Source organism: Acinetobacter sp. H1(2024), assembly GCF_046557555.1.
Taxonomy (GTDB): Bacteria; Pseudomonadota; Gammaproteobacteria; order Pseudomonadales; family Moraxellaceae; genus Acinetobacter; species Acinetobacter seifertii.
The window spans coordinates 137,756-159,046 of record NZ_JBKGFO010000002.1 but is presented as its reverse complement, the minus strand read 5'-3'; the positions used below and the strand labels follow the sequence as shown (position 1 = coordinate 159,046).

23 protein-coding genes are annotated in these 21,291 nt (G+C 38.3%); 16 read left to right on the top strand and 7 right to left on the bottom strand.

Translation table 11 applies throughout. The features are described 5' to 3' along the window. The first annotated feature begins 1 nt into the window (after nt 1). Together ACLCEG_RS06370 and ACLCEG_RS06365 are read left to right on the top strand one after the other, a co-directional pair. Nucleotides 2-1,669: an intermembrane transport protein PqiB gene (locus ACLCEG_RS06370; protein ID WP_029767837.1), complete on the top strand. Its 1,668-nt coding sequence runs from the start codon at nt 2-4 to the stop codon at nt 1,667-1,669. Continuing rightward, the gene (locus tag ACLCEG_RS06365; RefSeq protein ID WP_410566701.1) at nt 1,659-2,366 is read left to right on the top strand and encodes a membrane integrity-associated transporter subunit PqiC; all 708 of its coding nucleotides are present in this window, start codon (nt 1,659-1,661) and stop codon (nt 2,364-2,366) included. The genes ACLCEG_RS06370 and ACLCEG_RS06365 overlap by 11 nt, the downstream gene beginning before the upstream one ends. A 57-nt stretch (nt 2,367-2,423) precedes the next feature. Here the strand turns inward: ACLCEG_RS06365 and uraH are convergent, their stop codons facing one another. Both uraH and ACLCEG_RS06355 read right to left on the bottom strand, forming a co-directional pair. Continuing rightward, complete coding sequence (gene uraH / locus ACLCEG_RS06360; RefSeq protein WP_005068395.1) at nt 2,424-2,825, bottom strand: hydroxyisourate hydrolase; 402 nt, start codon at nt 2,823-2,825, stop codon at nt 2,424-2,426. A 14-nt stretch (nt 2,826-2,839) separates the two neighbouring features. Continuing rightward, complete coding sequence (locus ACLCEG_RS06355) at nt 2,840-3,307, bottom strand: GlcG/HbpS family heme-binding protein (RefSeq protein WP_410567281.1); 468 nt, start codon at nt 3,305-3,307, stop codon at nt 2,840-2,842. Between the two features lie 125 nt (nt 3,308-3,432). Here ACLCEG_RS06355 and ACLCEG_RS06350 point away from each other — a divergent pair, with 125 nt between their 5' ends. From ACLCEG_RS06350 to ACLCEG_RS06305, 10 genes are all read left to right on the top strand, one after another. After that, the gene (locus ACLCEG_RS06350) at nt 3,433-4,104 is read left to right on the top strand and encodes a heavy metal response regulator transcription factor (RefSeq protein ID WP_410566699.1); all 672 of its coding nucleotides are present in this window, start codon (nt 3,433-3,435) and stop codon (nt 4,102-4,104) included. Next, nucleotides 4,101-5,504 carry a heavy metal sensor histidine kinase gene (locus ACLCEG_RS06345; RefSeq protein WP_410566697.1) on the top strand — a complete coding sequence of 468 codons (1,404 nt, stop codon included), beginning with the start codon at nt 4,101-4,103 and terminating at the stop codon, nt 5,502-5,504. Before ACLCEG_RS06350 ends, ACLCEG_RS06345 begins: the two co-directional genes overlap by 4 nt. Nucleotides 5,505-5,600: 96 nt before the next feature. After that, complete coding sequence (locus ACLCEG_RS06340) at nt 5,601-6,164, top strand: lipocalin family protein (RefSeq protein WP_410566695.1); 564 nt, start codon at nt 5,601-5,603, stop codon at nt 6,162-6,164. 120 nt (nt 6,165-6,284) lie between these two features. Continuing rightward, entirely contained in the window at nt 6,285-7,256 is a 972-nt protein-coding gene (locus ACLCEG_RS06335; protein ID WP_107972236.1) for an acyl-CoA desaturase, read from the top strand. Continuing rightward, complete coding sequence (locus tag ACLCEG_RS06330) at nt 7,253-8,515, top strand: NAD(P)/FAD-dependent oxidoreductase (RefSeq protein WP_410566693.1); 1,263 nt, start codon at nt 7,253-7,255, stop codon at nt 8,513-8,515. Before ACLCEG_RS06335 ends, ACLCEG_RS06330 begins: the two co-directional genes overlap by 4 nt. Nucleotides 8,516-8,540: 25 nt before the next feature. After that, nucleotides 8,541-9,332, top strand: coding sequence for a DUF1365 domain-containing protein (locus ACLCEG_RS06325; protein WP_019458383.1), 792 nt, complete (start codon nt 8,541-8,543; stop codon nt 9,330-9,332). After that, nucleotides 9,329-10,528 (top strand): class I SAM-dependent methyltransferase, encoded by a 1,200-nt coding sequence (locus ACLCEG_RS06320; protein WP_410566691.1) that lies wholly within the window; start codon nt 9,329-9,331, stop codon nt 10,526-10,528. The genes ACLCEG_RS06325 and ACLCEG_RS06320 overlap by 4 nt, the downstream gene beginning before the upstream one ends. A 29-nt stretch (nt 10,529-10,557) precedes the next feature. Then, on the top strand, nt 10,558-11,337 hold the full coding sequence (locus tag ACLCEG_RS06315; protein ID WP_019458381.1) for a DUF1295 domain-containing protein: 780 nt from the start codon (nt 10,558-10,560) through the stop codon (nt 11,335-11,337). A gap of 8 nt (nt 11,338-11,345) precedes the next feature. Beyond that, complete coding sequence (locus ACLCEG_RS06310) at nt 11,346-12,395, top strand: SAM-dependent methyltransferase (RefSeq protein WP_410566689.1); 1,050 nt, start codon at nt 11,346-11,348, stop codon at nt 12,393-12,395. Between the two features lie 29 nt (nt 12,396-12,424). Beyond that, the gene (locus ACLCEG_RS06305) at nt 12,425-13,753 is read left to right on the top strand and encodes a sensor histidine kinase (protein ID WP_004700750.1); all 1,329 of its coding nucleotides are present in this window, start codon (nt 12,425-12,427) and stop codon (nt 13,751-13,753) included. On the opposite strand, the gene ACLCEG_RS06300 is transcribed toward ACLCEG_RS06305, so the two are convergent. From ACLCEG_RS06300 to ACLCEG_RS06285, 4 genes are all read right to left on the bottom strand, one after another. Continuing rightward, nucleotides 13,750-14,445, bottom strand: coding sequence for a response regulator transcription factor (locus tag ACLCEG_RS06300; RefSeq protein ID WP_077162911.1), 696 nt, complete (start codon nt 14,443-14,445; stop codon nt 13,750-13,752). The two genes, ACLCEG_RS06305 and ACLCEG_RS06300, sit on opposite strands and share 4 nt — an antisense overlap. 17 nt (nt 14,446-14,462) lie before the next feature. Next, nucleotides 14,463-14,957 carry a chalcone isomerase family protein gene (locus tag ACLCEG_RS06295; protein ID WP_410566687.1) on the bottom strand — a complete coding sequence of 165 codons (495 nt, stop codon included), beginning with the start codon at nt 14,955-14,957 and terminating at the stop codon, nt 14,463-14,465. Further along, a complete protein-coding gene (locus ACLCEG_RS06290) occupies nt 14,924-15,496 on the bottom strand; it encodes a nuclear transport factor 2 family protein (RefSeq protein WP_068933184.1) in 573 nt (190 codons plus the stop codon). Before ACLCEG_RS06290 ends, ACLCEG_RS06295 begins: the two co-directional genes overlap by 34 nt. A 150-nt stretch (nt 15,497-15,646) precedes the next feature. Continuing rightward, nucleotides 15,647-16,153 (bottom strand): GNAT family N-acetyltransferase, encoded by a 507-nt coding sequence (locus ACLCEG_RS06285; RefSeq protein ID WP_410566685.1) that lies wholly within the window; start codon nt 16,151-16,153, stop codon nt 15,647-15,649. Between the two features lie 137 nt (nt 16,154-16,290). On the opposite strand from ACLCEG_RS06285, the gene ACLCEG_RS06280 reads away from it, so the two are divergent. Next, nucleotides 16,291-17,025: an aspartate/glutamate racemase family protein gene (locus ACLCEG_RS06280; RefSeq protein WP_410566683.1), complete on the top strand. Its 735-nt coding sequence runs from the start codon at nt 16,291-16,293 to the stop codon at nt 17,023-17,025. A gap of 9 nt (nt 17,026-17,034) precedes the next feature. On the opposite strand, the gene yddG is transcribed toward ACLCEG_RS06280, so the two are convergent. Beyond that, nucleotides 17,035-17,946, bottom strand: a complete 912-nt coding sequence (gene yddG / locus ACLCEG_RS06275) for an aromatic amino acid DMT transporter YddG (protein ID WP_039251533.1) — start codon at nt 17,944-17,946, stop codon at nt 17,035-17,037. Between the two features lie 339 nt (nt 17,947-18,285). Here yddG and ACLCEG_RS06270 point away from each other — a divergent pair, with 339 nt between their 5' ends. Genes ACLCEG_RS06270 through ACLCEG_RS06260 form a run of 3 tightly spaced genes read left to right on the top strand, consistent with a single transcriptional unit; the run spans nt 18,286 to nt 21,244 of the window. Continuing rightward, nucleotides 18,286-19,272, top strand: coding sequence for a quinone oxidoreductase family protein (locus ACLCEG_RS06270; RefSeq protein WP_231764915.1), 987 nt, complete (start codon nt 18,286-18,288; stop codon nt 19,270-19,272). 11 nt (nt 19,273-19,283) lie between these two features. Beyond that, a complete protein-coding gene (locus ACLCEG_RS06265; protein WP_410566680.1) occupies nt 19,284-20,132 on the top strand; it encodes a TauD/TfdA dioxygenase family protein in 849 nt (282 codons plus the stop codon). A gap of 59 nt (nt 20,133-20,191) precedes the next feature. Beyond that, the gene (locus tag ACLCEG_RS06260) at nt 20,192-21,244 is read left to right on the top strand and encodes a 3-keto-5-aminohexanoate cleavage protein (RefSeq protein ID WP_004791385.1); all 1,053 of its coding nucleotides are present in this window, start codon (nt 20,192-20,194) and stop codon (nt 21,242-21,244) included. Nucleotides 21,245-21,291: the final 47 nt, after the last annotated feature.

Below are 21,291 nucleotides of genomic sequence, written 5' to 3'. Positions count from 1 at the left end.
AATGAGTATGTCTGAAAACAAAACAAACGGCGGTACATCAGATCATCATGAGACTGATGTTGAACTGGAAAACATGAATGATTTACCAGAACCGCAAGAAAAGAAAAATCGGTGGAAACCTCTATTAATTTGGATAGTTCCATTGGTTGCACTTTTAATTGCACTTTCACTCGCAGTGAAAGCGTTGCTCTCTAATGGGCCAACAATTGAAGTATCTTTTCGTACAGCAGAAGGCTTAGTTGCAGGTAAAACAACTGTGCGCTATAAGCAGGTTGATATTGGTGTTGTACGGCAAATTGATCTAGCCGATGACCGCTCACATATTATTGCGCGAATTGATTTACGTAAAAATGCTAGCAACTTTGCCGCGCAAGATTCACGTTTTTGGGTAGTACGACCACGTATTGGGACAGGTGGCGTTTCAGGCATAGACACTTTATTGTCAGGTTCATATATTGAAGTAGATGGCGGTAAGTCACCCGAGAAAAAACTTGAATTTACGGGTTTAGAAATACCACCAGTGATTACTTCCGATGTGCCGGGTAAAGAATTCTTTTTGAAAGCCGATGACTTGGGATCTTTAGATATCGGGTCGCCGATTTATTACCGTCGAATTAACGTCGGACAAATTACTGCTTATAAGCTAGCTGATGACGGTAAAAGTGTGCAGCTTCAGACTTTTATTCGTGCACCATACGATAAGTTTGTGACTACAGATGCACGCTTTTGGCAAGCAAGTGGTATTGATGTGAGTTTGAATGCTTCAGGCTTTAATTTAGATACTCAGTCGCTTGCGAGTATTGTTGCTGGCGGTATTGCTTTTGGTTTCCCTGAAAACTCAAATGCGACTGTAGCGGCCAATAAGAGCAGCTTTAATCTTTGGGACTCAAAATCCGATGCGCTCAAAGAACCAGATGGTCAGCCACGTGGCGTGATTATGTACTTCGATCATTCACTTCGCGGTTTAGCTGCTGGTGCGCCAATTGATTTCATGGGTATTGAAATTGGTAATGTTAAATCGATTAATGCGGAGTTCTATAATAACTATAAGCAAATTCGTATGCGCGTTGAGGCGGTCATTTATCCGTCACGTGTTGAAAATGGACAGGCACTCAATCCAAATAGCAACATTTTCAAAGATTTTGTTGAGCATGGATGGCGTGCGCAAATGAGAACGGGCAACCTCTTAACAGGCCAAAACTATATTGCCTTAGATAAGTTCCCTAAAGCGAAACCAGCTAGCTTACAAATTTTGAGTGATAACCGTGTGGTGATTCCAACCACTCCAACTGAGTTGAGTGGCTTACAGGCACAGGTTTCTCAAATTGCCGATAAGTTAACTAAATTCCCATTAGTTGAAATTGGGCAAGATGTTCGTAAAACGCTTAAAAATATGAATACAGCCATTGAGTCTACCGACAAGCTGGTTAAACAGTTAGATGGTAAAGTTGCACCTGGTTTACAAGCAACCTTAGACGATGTTCGTAAAACTGTAAGATCGTCCGAGTCTATTTTGTCGAGTGATGCGCCGTTACAACAAGACGTACGTAAAGCATTGCAGCAAATGACACGTGCAGCAGCTTCATTACAGCTCATGGCAGATTATATTGAGCAACATCCTGAATCAATTATTCGTGGTAAGACACCAGAGGCCGATGATGAAAAATAAAAACACTCTATCTTTTCAACATCTCAAAGCAGCCAAATGGCTGCTTGGGAGCGGCCTGTTTTTAACGGCAGTTGCTATGACGGCCTGTTCGAGTTCACCAACGCCGAACTACTATACGATTAGTCCTAAAATAACTCCGGCAGTTAGTTCAAGTATTCGAGTCATTGAAGTTCTACCTGTTGGACTGCCAGACCGTTTAGATCGTGCGCCTTTGGTGCTACAAGACAGTAGTGGCAAGTCTACGGTGTTAAACAATGAGCGCTGGACGTCGACTATGAGTACACAATTACGCGATACTCTGTCCGCAGGTTTACAGCAAAAATTAGGCGCAATCGACAGTTATAGCAGTGGGCTTGCTGGAAACAATCAGCCTTTATATCGAGTTTCTACAGACTTTTCTCATTTTGATATTGTTGATAAAAGCTATATTAATATTGCGGTGTCTTGGGTCGTGAAGCGTCAAATACCCCCAACTCAATTAGAGTCATCTAATCCAAAAGTCATTACCAATGCAGGATCTCAGCTTAATTGTAGAATTGCGTTTAAACAGCCAATTGATCAGAAAGCTAAGAAAATGGATGCAATTGTAAGTGCTTCAAGTGAGGCGATGGGCCAGATTATTAATTCGGTTTCTTCTTCAATTATGGCATTAGATTCAAACAAAAAAGTAGTGATCACGAATGGTGTTTGTTCGTAGTAAAATTTTCTAACACAAGCCTTTATCTGTCTAAAAACAGATAAAGGCTTTTTTATTTTAGTTGCCTCTATAGGTTGAGTAACCGTAAGGGCTAAGTAGTAACGGAATATGGTAGTGGTTTACGCTGCCGTCCACTTTAAAAATTACGGGTACTTCACTAAAGAACGTTTGCTGTTTGTTCTTTTTAAACCAGTCTTCAGTTTTAAAAGTAACTTTATAAACGCCTTGCTCAAGTTTCTTATTTTCTGGATAGAGTGCAGTAATACGACCATTTGAATCGGTCACTTGCTGGTTGAGTTTTACCCACTGATTATTGGTGTTTTTTTCTAAAACGACTTCAACCTGAGAAGAGGGTAAACCCGTTTCTAAATTTAACACATGCACACTCAGCGGATTAGTTTGTGCAAATGTAGCCGAAGCTATAAATAACGAAGATAAAGCAATAAATGATTTTGTCATGTTGAACTAACTCCTTATGAATTAAAAACGGTTTCAATGGCTTTGCTTGCACATTGATTGTCATTTTGTGCACCGCCAGCACCCGCAACGCCAATTGCTCCGATTACTTGGTTCTCAAAACGGACAGGTACGCCACCGCCTAACAAAAGTAAATTCGCTACGGTGGTTAAATTTTTTGCATCGGGGTTTTGGTTACTGTTTTGGCTTAAAACTAAGGTCGATGTTTTGGTAGATAACGCGGTATAGGCTTTTTTCTCGGCAGCCATTAAATTATGTGGCCCTACCAGCTCATGCCGTTCGGCAGTTAAAGGATTACCGCCGCGATCTACAACAACAACCGCAATGTTTTGATTTAATTTTTTGCATGCCTCTTTAGCACTGTCAGCTAACAGGTGGGCAGTTTTTAGATCTAACGAATAAACTTGATTCAAAGCAGGGGGCTGTGCAAAAGTACTATTACCGAATAGCACCGCTGCTAACATCAGCCAGTTCAATTTTTTCATGTTGATTGCCTCTAAGTCGCTTTGAAAATCTTAAACAAATTGCTTAACTTCAAGCGTGACAATCACATTACAAAGTTGTCATCTTTCAAATGAGTCTCTACAAAATGCGTATCCTTATTATTGAAGACGAGATCAAGATCGCCACTTATTTGGTCAAAGGATTAAAAGAATCTGGATATCAAGCGGAGTGTGTTCACTTAGGGATGCAAGGTTTGGAAATGCTAAAGAGAGATCAATATGACTTGCTTATTCTTGATGTGATGTTGCCGGACATAGACGGCTGGAGCGTATTACAAGTACTCCGCCAGTTTTCAAAAATTCCGGTGATTTTCTTAACGGCAAAAGATCAGGTCATAGATAGAGTGAAAGGATTAGAGTTGGGTGCAGATGATTATCTGGCTAAACCGTTTTCCTATATTGAACTATTGGCACGCATTAAAAGTTTGTTAAGACGACAGCAATATCTGCAAGAAAATGAACTGTCTATTAGCGATTTAAAAATGGATTTGGTTGGTCATAAAGTTTGGCGTAGTGGCAACTTAATCGAACTGAGTAAAACCGAATTTAACTTATTACGTTATTTATTGATCAATAAAGAGCAAATCGTGACGCGCAGACAAATTGGTTCCGAAGTTTGGAATATTAACTTTGACACCGATACCAATTTTATTGATGTCGCTGTACGCCGTTTACGAAGCAAAATTGATGAAGGTTATGAGTTAAAACTCATTCATACCATACGTGGCTTGGGCTATAAAATATCGGTTAGCTTATGAACTTTAAATTTCTGCGTTCGCTTGAAGTCCGTATTACATTACTGGTCACGCTTTGTTCTGCCTTAATTTTATGTTCCGTCGGCTTTATGACCTATTTAGGCATTAACCAGATTTTATTGAAGCAACAAGATAAAGCTTTAGCAGAGCGAATTAACCGTTTGGAAATTTTGCTACAAGACAGCGAAAATGTAGAGCAAATTATTGCGCGGCCTAAACTATATCAAAACATGCTTGGCAACCAAGACAACTTGTTTCTGCTCATCCATAAACACAAAGCTTTAATTAATATCAATCCGCTTCATATTCAGTTACCTGAGTTTGCAGAAAAAAACACTCTTCAATTTCAAGATTTAGCCAATAACCCATATCCAACCCGAATTGCTTGGAAAACCATAACGATTAATCAAGAGCTTTATTTGCTTATTGCAGGTAAACAGTGGTCGGAACGCATCAATATTCTTTTACCTTTTCAAGAAAGTCTCTTGATGTATGTGATCGGGGGCGTGTTTGCAATCTTTGCGCTTTGCATTTTAGCGTGCCATTTAGGTTTACGGTCGTTACAAGAGCTTCGCAAGCAAACTCATTCTATTAACGTAAACCAGCTACAGAAACGGTTAAACCTCTCAAATTCTCCTTTAGAAGTTGAGCTGCTTTCAAAAGATATAAACCACATGCTTGAGCGTATTGAAAAAGGCTATACGCAGCTCAACCGTTTTTCTGAAGATATCGCTCATGAGTTCCGTACGCCTTTAAATAATTTGATTGGGCAAACCGAGATTGCTTTAACTGGCGAACGTTCGATTGAGCAATATGAAGATTTGATGGTGTCTCATTTAGACGACTACCACAGATTAAAACGCATGATTGATAGCATGCTTTTCTTGGCAAGAGCCGATCAGAGGATGGTTCTTGTAAACAAACAATATATAAATGTCCAAGACGTTATAGATAACCTATGCCAAATTTTTGAATATCAAGCTGAGGAACAAGACTGCCATTTTAGTTTAAATTTAGAAGTCCAAAAGTTATTTGCAGATTCTGAGCTATTTCAAAGAGCAGTTTATAACTTGATTTTAAATGCGCTGGTTCATGGTGGGAATAAGCGAACTATTTTTATTAAAAGTAAATATAAGACACTTGATCACAAGAAAGTGGTGAGTCTAAGTGTGATAACCAGTGGTATTTCAATTGCTGAACATCAACTTGAGCATCTTTTTGAAAGATTCTATCAATGCCACTCAAGTCGAAGTGATGAGAACCAGACAGGTGGATTAGGTTTATCAATTGTCGCTTCAATTATGGATTTACATGAGGGTCTTTACCGCGTTTATAACACGGTTGAAGGTGTGTGCTTTGAGCTTGATTTTCCAGTTCTAGACACTTCAAAAATATTAAATTAAATACTTAATAGCGCTCATTAATTTTTAAAATTCACACTTTGTTCACAGCACACTGCAGTATGGTTAAGCATATTAAATAAATATAGGAGGATCATTGTGAAATTATCATTTAAATCACTTGTTGTGAGTACTGGCCTTGCTATGGTTAGTGTAGCGCTTCCTTTTAGTACGTATGCAGACAACAACACGAAACCTGTCGCGGTTGAGTCTATTGATATTAATAAATACGCAGGTAAGTGGTATGAAATTGCACATTTACCTATGTTTTTTCAGCGTAATTGTGTAGCCAATACAACAGCAAACTATTCTATTAACGCGGACAAAACCGTAGGTGTATTAAATAGCTGTACCAATAAAAAAGGTGAAATGATTTCATCTGAAGGTGTGGCTTATCCGCAAAATGACGGTAACAGTAAATTAAAGGTGAGCTTTTTACCTTCTGGCCTCAGATGGATTCCTTTTACCAAGGGTGATTATTGGGTTTTAAGAGTAGATCAGGACTATAAGGTTGCTTTAGTGGGTGGCCCTAGCCATAAATATTTATGGATTCTTTCTCGTAGCCCTCAACTTGATGAAGCGACATACCAGTCTTATCTGCAAACTGCGAAAAAGTATGGTTATGATGTTTCTAAACTTGTTAAAACTACACAGTCTAAATAGAAAATAACTGATGAAGAAGATCTTAAATTTTATTCGTAATTTTAAGATCTTCACATAAAATTCATTGCGCATTTTCTAAATTAAAAACAGAAAAGAAATGCTTTAGATCAGGAAGAATCAATGTCTAAATTTTTTCTACGCTGGATCGATAGCTGGTCAGATTCAGAAAATGCGCAAATGAATACGTCTAGCGAATATGTCATTGAGAAGAAAATTCAATGGTTAAGAATTATTCCTTTTATTTTATTACATATCGCTTGCTTGGCTGCGTTTTGGGTCGGCGTGTCTTGGTTCGCTGTGATCTTTATGCTCGGTTTTTATTTTATACGTATGTTTGCGATTACCGCTTTTTTTCACCGTTATCTTTCGCATAAAACTTTTCAAACCTCACGTATTGTTCAATTCATATTTGTACTCATTGGAACCATGAGCGCGCAGCGCGGACCATTATGGTGGGCAGCGCATCACCGTTATCACCATCATTTTACCGACACCGATCAAGATCCTCATTCAGCGAAAGCAGGCTTTTGGTATTCACATGTTGGTTGGTTTTTAAATGAGCAAAATTTTGCCACTCGAAAAAAAGTCATTAAAGACTGGTTGAAGTATCCAGAACTAATTTTGCTTGATCGATTTTGTCTGCCTATTGTGATTCTGACGGCTTTGGCAATTTATGGTTTAGGTTCATGGTTAGCTCGACATCATCCCGAACTAGGGACAAATGGTTTACAACTTTTAGTGTGGGGATTTGTGATTTCTACTGTTCTTCTAATTCATGCAACTTTATGTATTAACTCGCTTGCTCATCGCTATGGTTCACGTGAGTTTAATACCCCAGATGATAGCCGTAATAACTTTCTACTTTCTCTAATTACACTAGGTGAAGGCTGGCACAATAACCATCACTTTTACGCGGGCAGTGTACGACAAGGTTTTCATTGGTGGCAGATTGATATCACCTTTTATATTCTCAAAGTCATGTCTTTATTTGGTTTGGTATGGGGGTTAAAACCCGTACCGAATAAAGTTTACCAATATAAAAAAATTAAAGATCTACCAATAAAAAAAATTGAAAATGGGGAAGTGTTATGAAGATTGCCATTATTGGTTCAGGTATATCGGGGCTTTATACCGCTTGGAAATTGTCAAAACAACATCAGGTTACGGTATATGAAAAAAATAACTATTTTGGTGGTCATACTGACACGCATGAGCTGAATATAGACGGTGCTAAAGTCGCGGTAGATAGTGGTTTTATTGTGTTTAATGATTATAACTACCCGTTATTTACCGATATGCTAAAAAAATTAGGTGTAGAAACTCAAAGCAGCGATATGAGTTTTTCGGTAAATAATCTGGTGAGTGGGCTTCAATATAACCCTTCAAAAAAGTGGTCGCTGTTTGCGCGTCCACAGAACTTTTTAAACCGAAAGTTTCTGCAAATGTTGTCAGACTTGCTGCGTTTTTATGATGACAATAAAAATATTGATGTGGCAGATATTGAGCCTACTTTAACCATAGAAGAGTATTTGGACCTTCACAAATATAGTCATGAGTTCCGTTATGAGCATCTTTATCCGATGTGCGGTGCCTTATGGTCGGCTCCGGTTGAGCAAGTAGGTCAAATTCCATATCGATTTGTGGTGAGCTTTTTTCAGCATCACCGCATGTTACAGTTAAAAGAACGGCCGCAATGGCAAACGGTTAAACACGGTTCAGCAAGCTATATTCGTGCGATTCAAAAGAACTGTCCATCTCTTGAATGGAAGTTTGCTGAAGTAAAAGCTGTGAGCCGTTCGCAAGAAAAGGTGTTGATTGAAACCGTTGAAGGACAATCACAATATGACTGGGTCATTTTTGCAAGCCACGCTGACGATAGCCTAAGTTTATTAAAAGATGCGTCATCTCTGGAACAAGAAATATTAAGCCAATTTGGTTATCAAGATAATCGAATGGTGGTTCACCGTGATCTATCGATTATGCCTAAAAGCCGTTTGCAGTGGGCAAGTTGGCATGTACATGTAACGCCAACATCACAAGTTGAAAATGATACGTCTGCTATACATTACGGGTTTACATATTGGATGAATAATTTGCAGAACTTATCCTGCAAAACTCAAATTTTCTCTACCTTAAATCCAAATATGAAAATTAAACCCGAGGATATTTTGGTGGAACGTCAGTATCGTCATCCGGTATTTGATGCAAAAGCAATTCAAGCCCAATCACGCTGGCACGAAATTAATGGACAAAATCGTACTTCATTTTGTGGAGCGTATTGGGGATGGGGCTTTCATGAAGATGGGGCCCGTAGTGCAGCTCGTGTTGTAGAGCAAATCTTAGCGTTATAAATTTTAAAAGCAGGAGGCTTCTCAAATGTTATTAAATAAACTTGCTATAGCTCCTGCACTTATTCGTCATAGACGTTATAGCCCTAAAGAGCATCAATTCACTTCGACTTTAAATTATTTGTGGTTCGATCCAGATCAATTAAATGAAATTTCAAAAGATTGCTCACTTTGGTCTACCGATCATTGGAATGTACTAAAACTATCTGAAAATGATTTTTTAAATATGTATCGTGGTTCTATAAGGGATAGAGTAGAGAAAGCAATACTTCAAAATAACAACTCACATTTCCGACCAGATTGGCAAATCAGAGTATTGGCTTTACCTCGATGTTTAGGTTTTCGTTTTAACTCGGTCGTATTTTATTTTGTTCTAACTAAAACTGGAAAACCTGTATTTATTGTTAGTGAAATTACCAACACCCCTTGGAATGAACGAAAAGTTTATGTTCATGATTGTACGAACCAATACAGTCACATAAAGGATTATGAAAGTTTCGATTTTAAATTTGAAAAATCATTTCATGTTTCGCCGTTTATGCCTATGCAGTTGACTTATCGTTGGCGTTTTAGTTTTTCAGATCAACAAAATGTCATTCATATGCAGCTCTTTGAAGAACAAAATCAAGTCTTTGACGCCACTATGCGCTTTGAACTTATACCCATCACATTTCCTTCACAACAATATCGATATGCTGTTAATAACAGCTTGGCGCCTTTTAAAATGCTGTTTTCAATATATTTAGAGGCATTTAAGTTGTGGCGAAAAAAAGTGCCATTTTATCGTCACCCTAAAAAGATCAAGGTAGATAAGACATGATAAAAACATTTCTATATGGTGAAGATGACTCAGTACCATTACTACTCAAAAGCCTTCTCAAATTACGTCATGGGCAGATTACTTTTCAGGGTGCATGGAATGGTACGGTGGGTGAAGTATCAGACTTGCATGCTGTGGTTGAAGTACATAATCCTTTATTGATGGAACTCATTTTAAAAAATGGCGTTTTAGGTGCAGCAGAAGGTTATATCCGTGGAGATTGGAGCAGCCAGCAACTTGTCGAGTTGATTCAGATCTTGGCGCGTAATCGAGATGTATTAGACCAGCTTAATCAAAATATGTTTGCCCAAGCGAGCCAGTTTTTTCTTAAAGCTTGGTATAAAAATAGAAAGAACTCTATAAGTGGTAGCCGTAAAAATATTGCCGAGCACTACGATCTAAGCAATGATTTTTTTAAATTATTTTTAGATCCATCTTTAATGTATTCGAGCGCCGTTTTTGAAAATGAAAATATGACACTCGAAGAAGCATCAGATTTAAAAAAAGAAATTATCTGTAAAAAGTTGGATTTAAAACCATTAGATCACTTGGTGGAAATCGGAAGTGGTTGGGGTGGTTTTGCAATTTATGCAGCTCAGCATTATGGCTGCCGAGTCACTACCATTACCATTTCGCAAGCCCAATACGATGAAGCGATTACCCGCGTAAATGAAGCAGGTTTAGCACATCGTATTGATGTGCAATTAAAAGACTACCGTTTGCTCGAAGGTAAGTTCGATAAGCTGGTTTCAATTGAAATGGTTGAAGCAGTTGGTGCACAGTATCTATCGACATATTTTGATCAATGTAGAGCACTTTTAAAACCTAAAGGTTTGGCTCTTATTCAAGCCATCACCATTGAAGATTTTCGCTATAAAAAAGCACTCAATACTGTTGACTACATTAAACGCTATATTTTTCCCGGTAGTTTCATTCCGAGTGTGAGTGTATTAACTCAAACCGCGTCTGAGAGTGGTTTAAGGCTAAAGTATTTAAATGACATTGGTCTAAGTTATGCGCAAACACTTCATCATTGGCGAGAGCGTTTTTTAGCTGCAAGGGAAGAGGTATTGGCTCTAGGTTTCGATGAAAACTTCATTCGCATGTGGGATTTCTATTTATGTTATTGCGAGGGCGGTTTTAAAGAAGGCGTAATAAGCAATGTTCACTTGTTGTTTGAAAGTACCAGTTACTAGTTCAAACACCTTCAGCAAGGAGACAGCTCATGTTATGGAATTTGCTCATTCTGGACTTACTTATCATGTTGATAAGCTGGTTACTTGCAACTCTAAATGGTCGTGCTGGAATAGTAGATGCTGCTTGGAGCTTCTGTCTGGCAATTAATATTATTGTGTCTTCTTTACTCATTTCAGTTGCTCCAGTTGAAGTAAGGCTATTTATCGGCGTGTTTAGCGGTTTATGGTTTTTAAGACTATTTTGGCACCTGTTAAGACGTTATCAGTCTGAACAAAAAGAAGATGGTCGATATGCAAATATGCGTCAGGCCATGGGTAAGTTCCAGCATTTTGGCTTTTTATTATTCTTTATATTTCAAACATTTTTAGTGTTTCTGTTCTTTTTACCGATGTGGACATTGCTTAACGTAGAAGCAGGCTTATGGAGTAGTGAATATAAAATCGCTTTAGTGATTGCAGCTGTAGTTATGGCGATTGCTTTCATAGGTGAGCAGCTTGCCGATCAGCAATTATACAGATTTAAGTTAAATCCGGAAAACCATGGCAAAACCATGGATCAAGGATTATGGCGTTATTCACGACACCCAAATTACTTTTTTGAATGGTTACATTGGTTTGCCTATCCCATTATTGGTTTAGCTGCAGACGAATATTTATTGTGGATTTATCCTGTGTTGATGTGGCTATTTTTATACTACGTCACGGGTATTCCATTTAGTGAAAAACAAGCAATCAAAAGCCGCGGTCAAAATTATCTTGATTATCAACAAAGAACTTCAATGTTTATTCCGCGAAGACCCAAAAAATAGGTGCTCATATGGATTTTATTGTTCATCAGTCTCTAAAAATTGTTGAAAGTGGTGTGATTCCTGATCATGCAATTAGAGCTGCAATTCGTGCTTTAAGTAAAAAGCGCTTAATTCAAGAAGGCCGTTATGACCCTGAGCAAGGGGCACAGCGCTATATGGACGTTCTTAATTTACTCAAAAAGAGTGAAATTGCTGTAGAAACAGATAAAGCAAATGAACAGCACTATGAGTTACCGACCGAGTTTTTTCAGACAGTACTTGGAAAAAGGCTTAAATACAGTGCATGTTACTTTCCAACCAAAACAACAACTTTAGATCAGGCAGAAGAGTTGGCACTTCAGCTTTACTGTGAAAGAGCACAACTTAAAAATGGTCAACAAATTTTAGAGTTAGGCTGTGGATGGGGGTCTTTAACCTTATGGATGGCAGAAAACTTTCCACATTCACAGATTACGGCAGTTTCAAACTCTGCTACCCAGAAAAAGCATATTCTAGGGCAAGCAAAGTTGAGAGGTTTAACGAATGTTGATGTACTCACCTGTGATGTAAATGTACTCGAATTAGATAAAGGTCAATTTGATCGTGTTGTATCGGTCGAAATGTTTGAACATGTCCGGAACTATCAACGTTTATTTGAGAAAATTCAGGGATGGTTAAAGCCAGACGGGCTACTCTGGTGTCATATTTTTTGTCATCGCTTTTTGCATTATCCTTTTGAAGTAAAATCAGACTATGATTGGATGTCCAAGTATTTCTTTACTGGCGGTTTAATGCCTTCAACGTCAACTTTTTTGCATTTCCAAGAGCATTTAGAGTTGGCTCAGCACTGGCAGTGGTCGGGTGAGCACTATATGAGAACGGCAAATGCTTGGCTTGATAATATGGATAATCAAGAGGAAGAGCTCAAGCCGTTGTTTCAGAAAATCTATGGAAAAGATGCCAATATTTGGTGGCAACGCTGGCGTATTTTTTTCATGGCTTGTGCTGAACTTTTTGGGTTTGAGCAAGGACAAGAATGGGTCATTGGTCACTTTTTATTTAAAAAGAGACCTTTGTAATTTCTACAGCCTATCCCGGCGATAACGATATGATAAGAACTCGACGCGATGGCAAATCTAGCCATCCATTAGCCAAAATGTTCAATCGATATTATTGGTTGCAGATTGCTCTAATCGCATTATCGATTGTGGTCGGGTTGGCTTGTAGTGCTTGGGTAATTAAGGGTTCTTTACTTAAAACTGCTTTAGAACAGGAAATGGAACATTACTGGTTACGTATAGATCGTAACCCGAACGCAGATTTGCCAGATACTAAAAATTTATATGGATATCGATGGAATACCCAGATAGCACCTCAACCTTTTAAAGATATGCATTTAGAGAGTGGGGTACATCGAATCTTTATTGATGGTAAAGAACGTATGACCGTATACGGTGAGCGTAATGGACAGCATGTACTTTTGGTATTTGGCGAGAGTAACGTCAACAAGCTGATTTGGTTATTTGGACTTGCTCCACTGATGTTCAGTTTATCTGTTTTATACAGTTTTTTGTGGTGGTCAAACCGAAGAGCAAGACGCTATTTTTCCCCAATTACCCGTTTGGCAAATGCATTAGAAAATATTGATTGGGCACATCAAGACACACAAGCTTCACCTTTTAAAGATATAAATACCAATGGCAATATGGAAGCAGAGTATCTGAAACAAGCCTTGGAAAAATATCATCAGGTCTTAAGTGAGTTTATTCGACGCGAGCGAGAGTTCACTGGAGATGTAAGTCACGAACTTCGTACTCCACTTACGATTTTAAAGGGTAATGTTCAGCTTTGTCAGGCTAGATACGGTGATGATAAAGCCTTAGTTCGACTTCATAATACGATTGAAGATATGCAATTATTAGTCGACACTTTACTCGCAATTGCACGTAATACAGTAAAAAGCCTACCATCGGAAAAAAATTTCCTATCACAAATTGTGCGAGACTTAGTTGAAAGCTTGCAAGTCATGAGTGAGAGTAAGGGTATACATATTCATATTCACCCAGACTCAGCAGAACAACCGCGCTGGTTATATCCTTCTATGACCAAAATGGTTCTAGGTAATATTTTGCGCAATGCCCTCAATTACTCTCAAGGCTCACAAATTGATATTATTCAGCAAAAAAACAGTTTGATTATTGCTGATAATGGTATAGGGATTTCTTTACCTAATGATGTAAAGGTGCAAGAGCTTAGCGATTCACAGCTTTCTTTAAAAGTTAAAGGTCATGGCATTGGGTTGCAACTGGTACAGAAGCTTTGCAAACAATTAGGATGGAGAGTCGAACTGTTTGATCGGCAATACTATTTAGCTACACATCCTGAATTAGACTTAGAACAAGCAACAGGTTTAATTGTTGTGGTATATCTAAGTTAATCGGCCGAATTTTCCAAAGCAATCTTTAAACCGACACCTGCTACTGTGTGTAATAGTTTAGGGTCAAATGGTTTATCTACCATTTTTCTTAAGTTATAAATATGACTGCGTAAAGCATCACTTTCAGGTTCTTCGTCTCCCCACAGCTCCATCATAAGCTCTTGCTTGGTAACCACTTTCGGAGACTGGCGCATCAAAATTTTTAATAGTTTAAATTGGATAGGTGGTAATTCAATATTATTTCCAGCGCGAATTACAGTTTGTGTTGCGCTATCAAGAATTAAATCATGAATCTGAATTTTATGATTCGCGACTTCACCCGCAGCTCTCTTAATTAAGGCACGAATACGCATCACTAATTCATTAAAATCAAATGGCTTAACTAAATAATCATCTGTGCCAGCAGTAAATCCTTTAAGTTTGTCGTCTAACGTATCTCTGGCTGTCAGCATCAGCACTGGAATATCAACCCCTTGTTCAGTACGTAACCAATTACAGAGGTCATAACCAGAACCATCGGGTAAATTTATATCAAGAAGTAAAAGATGATAGTGCTGTGATTTTAGAAAAGAACGGGCTGCATCTAAATTACGTGCATGATCGATGACATAACCATGCACTTCAAGAAATTCACAGACTGTTGCCGCCAGTTCAAAATGGTCCTCAACCATGAGGATAAAGTGATTACCCATAAGATTTTATTAAGCCATTAATTTAATAGTTGTTGTTTTAATTTAGCATTAAATGGTTCGCTACCAAACCAGATTTTAAAATATTGATTTGCATTTGGATTATTTATAGAACCCAATAGTTTTTGATTTAATTTTAACTCCAGTTTTTGATTTTCATGTTGGTAATAAAGACTATATAAATCTCCGCTCTTAATTGGTCTATAAAGCTCATTAATATGATTAAGTGGAGATTTTGCATCAAATCCACTAATATTTTTCTTCAAATAGTGTGCTGCCGCCCGCTTAAATGCCCATTCGGGAATATCCCGGTTATAGCTAAAATCCATTTTTATGCTTTGGTTTTGCCAGCTTTTTAAGCAATCCTCAGCAAAGTAACTGACATTTCCTACTTTTTGACTCGTTACCGTTAAAGGTGCTGAACTACATTTCTTTAGTTCAGCTGCATTTGTGTGAGATGCAATTAAAATACCCAGAAGTATTAAGATTCGGTTTTTTTGAACGGTAATATCCATTTATAAACTCCTCCAAATACAGGTAAAGAACGATAAAGACCGTTTGCTGGGTCCCAGAAATCTTGTTGAAAAATGATTTTCTGTTGATCATTAATTTTGATTTGGCTAATTCCGTAGGAAGCCATAGTTTTTGAGCGTCCTAGCATTTTAAAGTCATAGGTCATATACCAATGGATATAAGCGCTATCTTGATGATGTGTTGCACTTATGAGTTTGACTGTGACGTTACTGACGCGTGTGTTCATACCCTCAAAGTGTTTAATCAAATCTTTTTTCTGAGAGAACTGTGAGAGTGTATCGTTGATATAGAGCTGATCTGCATAAAGATTACTTGCATTACTTACAAAGGATGGTGTGCCCAAAGTATTAAATGCAGCAACAAAGTGATTACCAATCTCTAGTGCTTGTTCATCATTTAATGTAACACCAGTAATTTGTTGTTCGGCTTTACCATAATCACCTGAATAACTAGGCACACTTTTGCATGCTGTTAGACCTACTAAGGTAATCAGCCCTAGGGCAGTAGTTATAATTTTCATGAATGAATCCTAACCAACTTTATAAGATTAAATTAAAGAGGCTGTCGTGAAATTTGCGTGAATTCTTATATTTTTTGATGTGCGTTTAATGGTGGCTTCTTTGAAGTAAATAGATCTTCATTAACTTAAAGTTTTCTATAAGAATAATAGTTATGAAGAAAATAATAGATCTTTTTCGAAGAAGATAACATCCATATCCATATAACTAGATGAGTTGGTTTTTTCAAAACCAAGCTTATTTAATAGGTTGTGAGCAGGTAAATTATCTTTTTCTGAAAAAGCGATCACATGCTTAAAATTTCGATTTTTCATGTCATCTAGTAACTTAAGTGAAGCTTCAACAATATAGCCTTTATTTCGTTGAGTTTTAATAAGTCTAAAACCTAGTTCAGCTTCTGTTTTGCCATCAACTTCACAAGTTTCAAACCCACAATAACCAATAATTTGATGAGTATCTTTTAAGACCACAGCCATTTTGCCAAAATTATACTTTTTATAATGCTCTAATATTTCAAAAAAACGAGTCGTTGCAGCCTCAAGTGTTAAGTGACCATAAGGTGAAAAAGCCATAAAATCTTTGTCTTGTAACATCTCAATGACTGTAGATAAATCTTCTTGAACAAATGGTTTTAAGATTAAGCGGTCTGTTTCTAACATAAAGTTTTTATTAATTAGTTTTAAAAAATATATTTTATAAAATAGTTTATAGATTTAATAAAGAGAGCAATTTCCTTCTAGTCGCATTTAGCTTTTTATGGCTATAAAGAATAGATCAAATACAAGGACTGAAACGAATGAAAACGATTGGTTTAATAGGCGGAATGAGCTGGGAGTCTACATCGCTTTATTATCAACAAATGAATAGAACAGTTCAGAACAAATTAGGCAAGTTACATTCGGCTAAAGTCATTTTAAATAGTGTCGATTTTGAAGAAATAGCCGCTTTACAAGCAAAAGGTTTATGGCAAGAGGCAGGCGAATACTTAGCTCAGCAAGCAATTAATTTAGAGAAAGCTGGGGTAGATTGTATAGTGTTATGTACCAATACCATGCATAAAGTAGCTCCTCAAATTGAAGAGGCGATTACGGTTCCCTTTATACATATTGCTGATGCCACAGCAAAAGAAAGTTTAAGTCAAAATATCCGAAAAGTTGCACTGTTGGGAACAGCTTTCACTATGGAGCAAGACTTTTATAAAGCCAGATTACAAAACCATGGAATTGAGGTGATTATTCCAAATGAAACCAGTCGCAAAACAGTACATCGCATTATCTATGACGAATTATGCTTAGGCGTGATTAACCCAGATTCACAACAAAAGTATATGACCGTGGTAGAGGAGCTGATTGCGGAAGGTGCCGAAGGTATTATTTTAGGCTGTACTGAAATTTGTATGTTGATTGGTGATGTTAAATTTTCTGTACCGTTATTTGACACCACCACCATTCATGCAAAAGAAGCTGTAAATTTTGCTTTAGAGCAAAAAGCTAACGCTAACTCTGTTGCAGATAAGTCTATATCAGTATGACCTAAGCTTTTAATCCTTTTTAAAATAAGAACGGATAACTGTCCAATTTGTTGAAAGCCAGCAGATGAGTGAACCGGCTGTAACCATAGCTGTTCCTTGCCAAAAGCTGATTGATAACTCGGTTTGTAAAACCAACATGGCAAGCAGAGAAGAGATGATGGGCGTAAAGTAAGAAGCTACTACTAGCATGGTGGTATTGCCATGAATAATGCCAATATTCCATGCCGCATAACCTAGTCCAATTGCAGTGGATGCAAAGACTAGAGATAAAGTCGTATTTAAATCGAGTGATGGCAAAACGGCTTGACCACTAAACAACAACTTTAGCCACAAGGTTGCAGCAACGCCAATAAAGAAAATAGAAATAGGGTTTTGCCCTTTACCTATTTTCTTAGTCAACACGCAGTAAAAAGCCCAAATTATGGCACCTATAAAAGCCAAAATATAACTTAGAGGATTGCTATAAAAGTTGTCGATAACTCGACTTAGACTAAAATCTCCATTTCCGGTCTGTATAAAAATAATGCCGAAAATTGAAATGATTAAGCCCAAAATAATAAATACATTAAATTTTAGCTCTTTAAAAATGACAAAAGCTAAAACCGTCAAGCTTGGCCAAAGGTAGTTCACAATGCTTACTTCAATCGCTTGTTGAGCAGTTTTTGAATAGGCAAGTGCAAACGAAAAACATAGTTCATAAGCGATAAATAAAATTGCACCTAAAATTAAATATTTTTTAGAAATTAACTTAAAATTTGGCACTCTAAAAATAATTAGGAGTAGCAACGCACTTAAGGAGTAAATCAGTGTAATGCCAATATCTGGGCCGATGACAGTCGTGATATGTTTTACAAAACCCACCATAGAGGCCCACATCAGGATGGCACTTAAACCAATCAGTGTTGCTAAATTTTTTGACATAAGAAATAAATGAACTGAATTAAATGCCTGAGCTAACGTGAAAGTTAAAAATAGTTAAAGTAGGTCAGGGTAAAGGAATTTTTAATTAAAAAATAGTGCATTTAAAAAGCTAACTTAAAAAAACAAATCGTAAATATTTAGAATTATTTTAATTTTTGATAGGTATGAACTTAATCCTTATTTCGTCAGATAAATATAAAACCAACTTTAGTAAAGTTCGGCGGTCATTAAACGTTAAGCTTGTGTCGTGAAATGTAAAGTGGCCCATATCCTAACTGTTGTAATTTTGGTTATTGCTTTTATAGGCACTCAATAAAAAACCAAAATATGGAATAGGACATGACGTTGACGAAAGCTATACGTTTCTATGGAACAGGAACGCCAGAAGTAATGCGCTATGAGGATGTAGAAGTAGGAGATCCCAAAGCAGGGGAAGTACGCCTACGTCATGTGGCAGTCGGTTTAAATTATGCCGATACATATTTTCGTAATGGAACCTATCAAATTCCAATGCCTAATGGCATGGGCGTCGAAGCTTCAGGTGTTGTTGAAGCTTTAGGTGAAGGAGTGACTCAGCTTAAAGTAGGTGATCGAGTTACTTATACAGGTTTTTTAAATACCTTAGGTGCATATAGTACCCACCGTCTAATTCCAGCAAATGCTTTAATTAAATTACCCGAAGAAATTTCTTGTGAAACAGCAGCAGCCATGACCATGAGAGGACTGACCGCTGCTTATCTGATGCGCCGCATTTATGACTTTAAAGCAGGCGACTCAATTTTATTACATGCAGCCGCAGGTGGTGTTGGGCTGATTGTTTCTCAGTGGGCTAAATTACTTGGCTTGACTGTTATCGGTACCACATCTTCAGAAGAAAAAGCTGCCGTAGCGCGAGCTCACGGTTGTGATCATGTCATTAACTACAGCCATGAAAATGTTGCCGAACGCGTACGTGAGTTAACAGGTGGAGTGGGTGTAAATGTCGTGTTCGATAGTGTCGGTCAAGCGACTTTTATGAGTTCATTAGACTCTCTCAAACGCCGTGGTTTGCTGGTCTGCGTAGGAACTGCATCGGGTCCAATCCCTGCTTTTGATCCGGTATTACTTGCCGTGAAAGGATCATTGTTTGTCACACGTCCAGCTTTGGCAGATTACATTGCAGATCCTGTTGAGAAGAAAGAACTGGCAAATGAATTATTTGATCATGTTCGACATGGACGAATCAAAATTGAAATTAATCAGCGCTATGAGCTAAAGGATGCCGTGCAAGCTCATCGTGATTTGGAAGCACGTAAAACAATAGGTTCATCAATCTTTGTAATTTGAAAGGATTTCTTATGCAAATTGAACAGTTAACTTGCAATATTGGTGCAGAGCTCAGTGGCGTCAAACTTGCTGATGCGATTTATGATGATGGATTATTTGCTGAAATTCGCACACAACTACTTAAACACCGTGTGTTGTTCTTGCGAGATCAGCACTTAACTCGTCAGGATCATGTCGCATTTGCAGAAAAATTTGGACAGCTCGAAGATCATCCTGCGGTAGGCAGCCATCCTGATCATCCGGGTTTGGTGCAGATTTACAAGCATCCCGAAAGTCCCGTCGATCGTTATGAAAATGCTTGGCACAGCGATGCAAGCTGGCGCAAGGTTCCACCGATGGGATGTGTGCTGCACTGTGTTGAATGCCCACCTGTAGGTGGTGACACTATGTGGACCAATATGGTCATGGCCTATCAGTCTTTACCTGACGATATTAAAGAGAAGATTGCAGACTTACGCGCTTATCACAGCATAGAAGCGAGTTTTGGTGCAGCCATGCCACTTGAAAAACGCTTGGATTTAAAAGCAAAGTTTCCCGATGCTGAGCACCCAGTGGTGCGTACTCATCCTGAAACAGGCGAGAAAATTTTATACGTCAATGCGTTCACAACTCACTTTAGTAACTATCACACCAAAGACCGAGTCAGATTTGGACAAGATGCCAATCCGGGCGCAGCTGAACTACTGCGTTACTTAATTTCTCAAGCTTATATTCCAGAGTTTCAAGTGCGTTGGCGTTGGAAGCCTAACAGCATTGCAATCTGGGATAACCGCAGTACACAACATTATGCAGTCATGGATTATCCACCTTGCCACCGAAAAATGGAGCGGGCCGGCATCATTGGTGACGCAACCTATTAAATCTATAGGTTAATAATTTTATCTAATTGAAAATTCTAAAAATACATAAGGAGATGCACATGCAATTCTTTGACGACTCATTGCACCCAGAAAATATGGAAAAAGTGGTAATCACGGTTGCGCCATATGGACCCGAATGGATGCCAGAAGACTTTCCCGAAGATATACCAGTGACCATGGATGAGCAAATACAAAAAGCTGTTGAGTGTTATGAAGCGGGCGCGACGGTGCTGCATTTACATGTCCGTGAGCTTGATGGTAAAGGCTCTAAACGTTTGTCAAAATTTAATGAACTTATCGCAGGTGTTCGTGAAGCTGTGCCTGACATGATTATTCAGGTAGGTGGTTCGATTTCATTTGCACCCGAAAGTGAAGGTGAGGCTGCATTATGGCTAAGTGACGACACCCGACATATGTTAGCTGAACTTACGCCAAAGCCCGATCAGGTTACGGTGGCAATTAACACTACCCAAATGAATATTATGGAATTGCTCTATCCTGAATATTTAGAAGGGACTTCATTGGCACATCCAGCGACTCAGGCAGCATATGCAGAAATGACTGTGCCAGCTGGCCCTGCATGGGTCACTGAACACATCAAGCGCTTATGTAAAAACAATATTCAACCGCACTTTCAGTTAACCGGTATGCACGGACTTGAAACCCTAGAACGTATGGTGCGTAAAGGATTGTACATGGGGCCTTTAAACTTAACTTGGATTGGAATCGGTGGCGGTTTTGATGGTCCAAACCCATTTAATTTCTTTAATTTTATTCATCGCGTACCTGATGGATGTACTTTGACATCAGAATCGCTACTCAAAAATGTATTGCCTTTTAACACCATGTCGATGGCAATGGGTTTACATGCCCGTGTGGGTAACGAAGACACGATCATTGATCATCACGGACGCCGTTTTTCATCTGTAGAGCAAATTAAGCAAACCGTTCGGATTGCCCATGAACTAGGCCGTGAAATTGCCTCAGGAAAAGAAGCCCGTGAAATTTATCGTATTGGGGTGCAATACAACAGTATTGAAGAAACCCTAATCGCAAATGGTATGGCACCCAACCGTAAAGCAGGACAAAAGGGCGTGCCGCAACGTAACTAATGTGACAAGGTCTAACGGAATGTAGACCTCAATTGTAGTGCAGCTGA

Bases quoted from the DNA above. Each gene is read 5' to 3' on its own strand.
- ACLCEG_RS06370 (WP_029767837.1), top strand. From the start codon at position 2: ATGAGTATGTCTGAAAACAAAACAAACGGCGGTACATCAGATCATCAT.
- ACLCEG_RS06365 (WP_410566701.1), top strand. From the start codon at position 1,659: ATGAAAAATAAAAACACTCTATCTTTTCAACATCTCAAAGCAGCCAAA.
- uraH (WP_005068395.1), bottom strand. From the start codon at position 2,825: ATGACAAAATCATTTATTGCTTTATCTTCGTTATTTATAGCTTCGGCT.
- ACLCEG_RS06355 (WP_410567281.1), bottom strand. From the start codon at position 3,307: ATGTTAGCAGCGGTGCTATTCGGTAATAGTACTTTTGCACAGCCCCCT.
- ACLCEG_RS06350 (WP_410566699.1), top strand. From the start codon at position 3,433: ATGCGTATCCTTATTATTGAAGACGAGATCAAGATCGCCACTTATTTG.
- ACLCEG_RS06345 (WP_410566697.1), top strand. From the start codon at position 4,101: ATGAACTTTAAATTTCTGCGTTCGCTTGAAGTCCGTATTACATTACTG.
- ACLCEG_RS06335 (WP_107972236.1), top strand. From the start codon at position 6,285: ATGTCTAAATTTTTTCTACGCTGGATCGATAGCTGGTCAGATTCAGAA.
- ACLCEG_RS06330 (WP_410566693.1), top strand. From the start codon at position 7,253: ATGAAGATTGCCATTATTGGTTCAGGTATATCGGGGCTTTATACCGCT.
- ACLCEG_RS06325 (WP_019458383.1), top strand. From the start codon at position 8,541: ATGTTATTAAATAAACTTGCTATAGCTCCTGCACTTATTCGTCATAGA.
- ACLCEG_RS06320 (WP_410566691.1), top strand. From the start codon at position 9,329: ATGATAAAAACATTTCTATATGGTGAAGATGACTCAGTACCATTACTA.
- ACLCEG_RS06315 (WP_019458381.1), top strand. From the start codon at position 10,558: ATGTTATGGAATTTGCTCATTCTGGACTTACTTATCATGTTGATAAGC.
- ACLCEG_RS06310 (WP_410566689.1), top strand. From the start codon at position 11,346: ATGGATTTTATTGTTCATCAGTCTCTAAAAATTGTTGAAAGTGGTGTG.
- ACLCEG_RS06305 (WP_004700750.1), top strand. From the start codon at position 12,425: ATGATAAGAACTCGACGCGATGGCAAATCTAGCCATCCATTAGCCAAA.
- ACLCEG_RS06300 (WP_077162911.1), bottom strand. From the start codon at position 14,445: ATGGGTAATCACTTTATCCTCATGGTTGAGGACCATTTTGAACTGGCG.
- ACLCEG_RS06295 (WP_410566687.1), bottom strand. From the start codon at position 14,957: ATGGATATTACCGTTCAAAAAAACCGAATCTTAATACTTCTGGGTATT.
- ACLCEG_RS06290 (WP_068933184.1), bottom strand. From the start codon at position 15,496: ATGAAAATTATAACTACTGCCCTAGGGCTGATTACCTTAGTAGGTCTA.
- ACLCEG_RS06285 (WP_410566685.1), bottom strand. From the start codon at position 16,153: ATGTTAGAAACAGACCGCTTAATCTTAAAACCATTTGTTCAAGAAGAT.
- ACLCEG_RS06280 (WP_410566683.1), top strand. From the start codon at position 16,291: ATGAAAACGATTGGTTTAATAGGCGGAATGAGCTGGGAGTCTACATCG.
- yddG (WP_039251533.1), bottom strand. From the start codon at position 17,946: ATGTCAAAAAATTTAGCAACACTGATTGGTTTAAGTGCCATCCTGATG.
- ACLCEG_RS06270 (WP_231764915.1), top strand. From the start codon at position 18,286: ATGACGTTGACGAAAGCTATACGTTTCTATGGAACAGGAACGCCAGAA.
- ACLCEG_RS06265 (WP_410566680.1), top strand. From the start codon at position 19,284: ATGCAAATTGAACAGTTAACTTGCAATATTGGTGCAGAGCTCAGTGGC.
- ACLCEG_RS06260 (WP_004791385.1), top strand. From the start codon at position 20,192: ATGCAATTCTTTGACGACTCATTGCACCCAGAAAATATGGAAAAAGTG.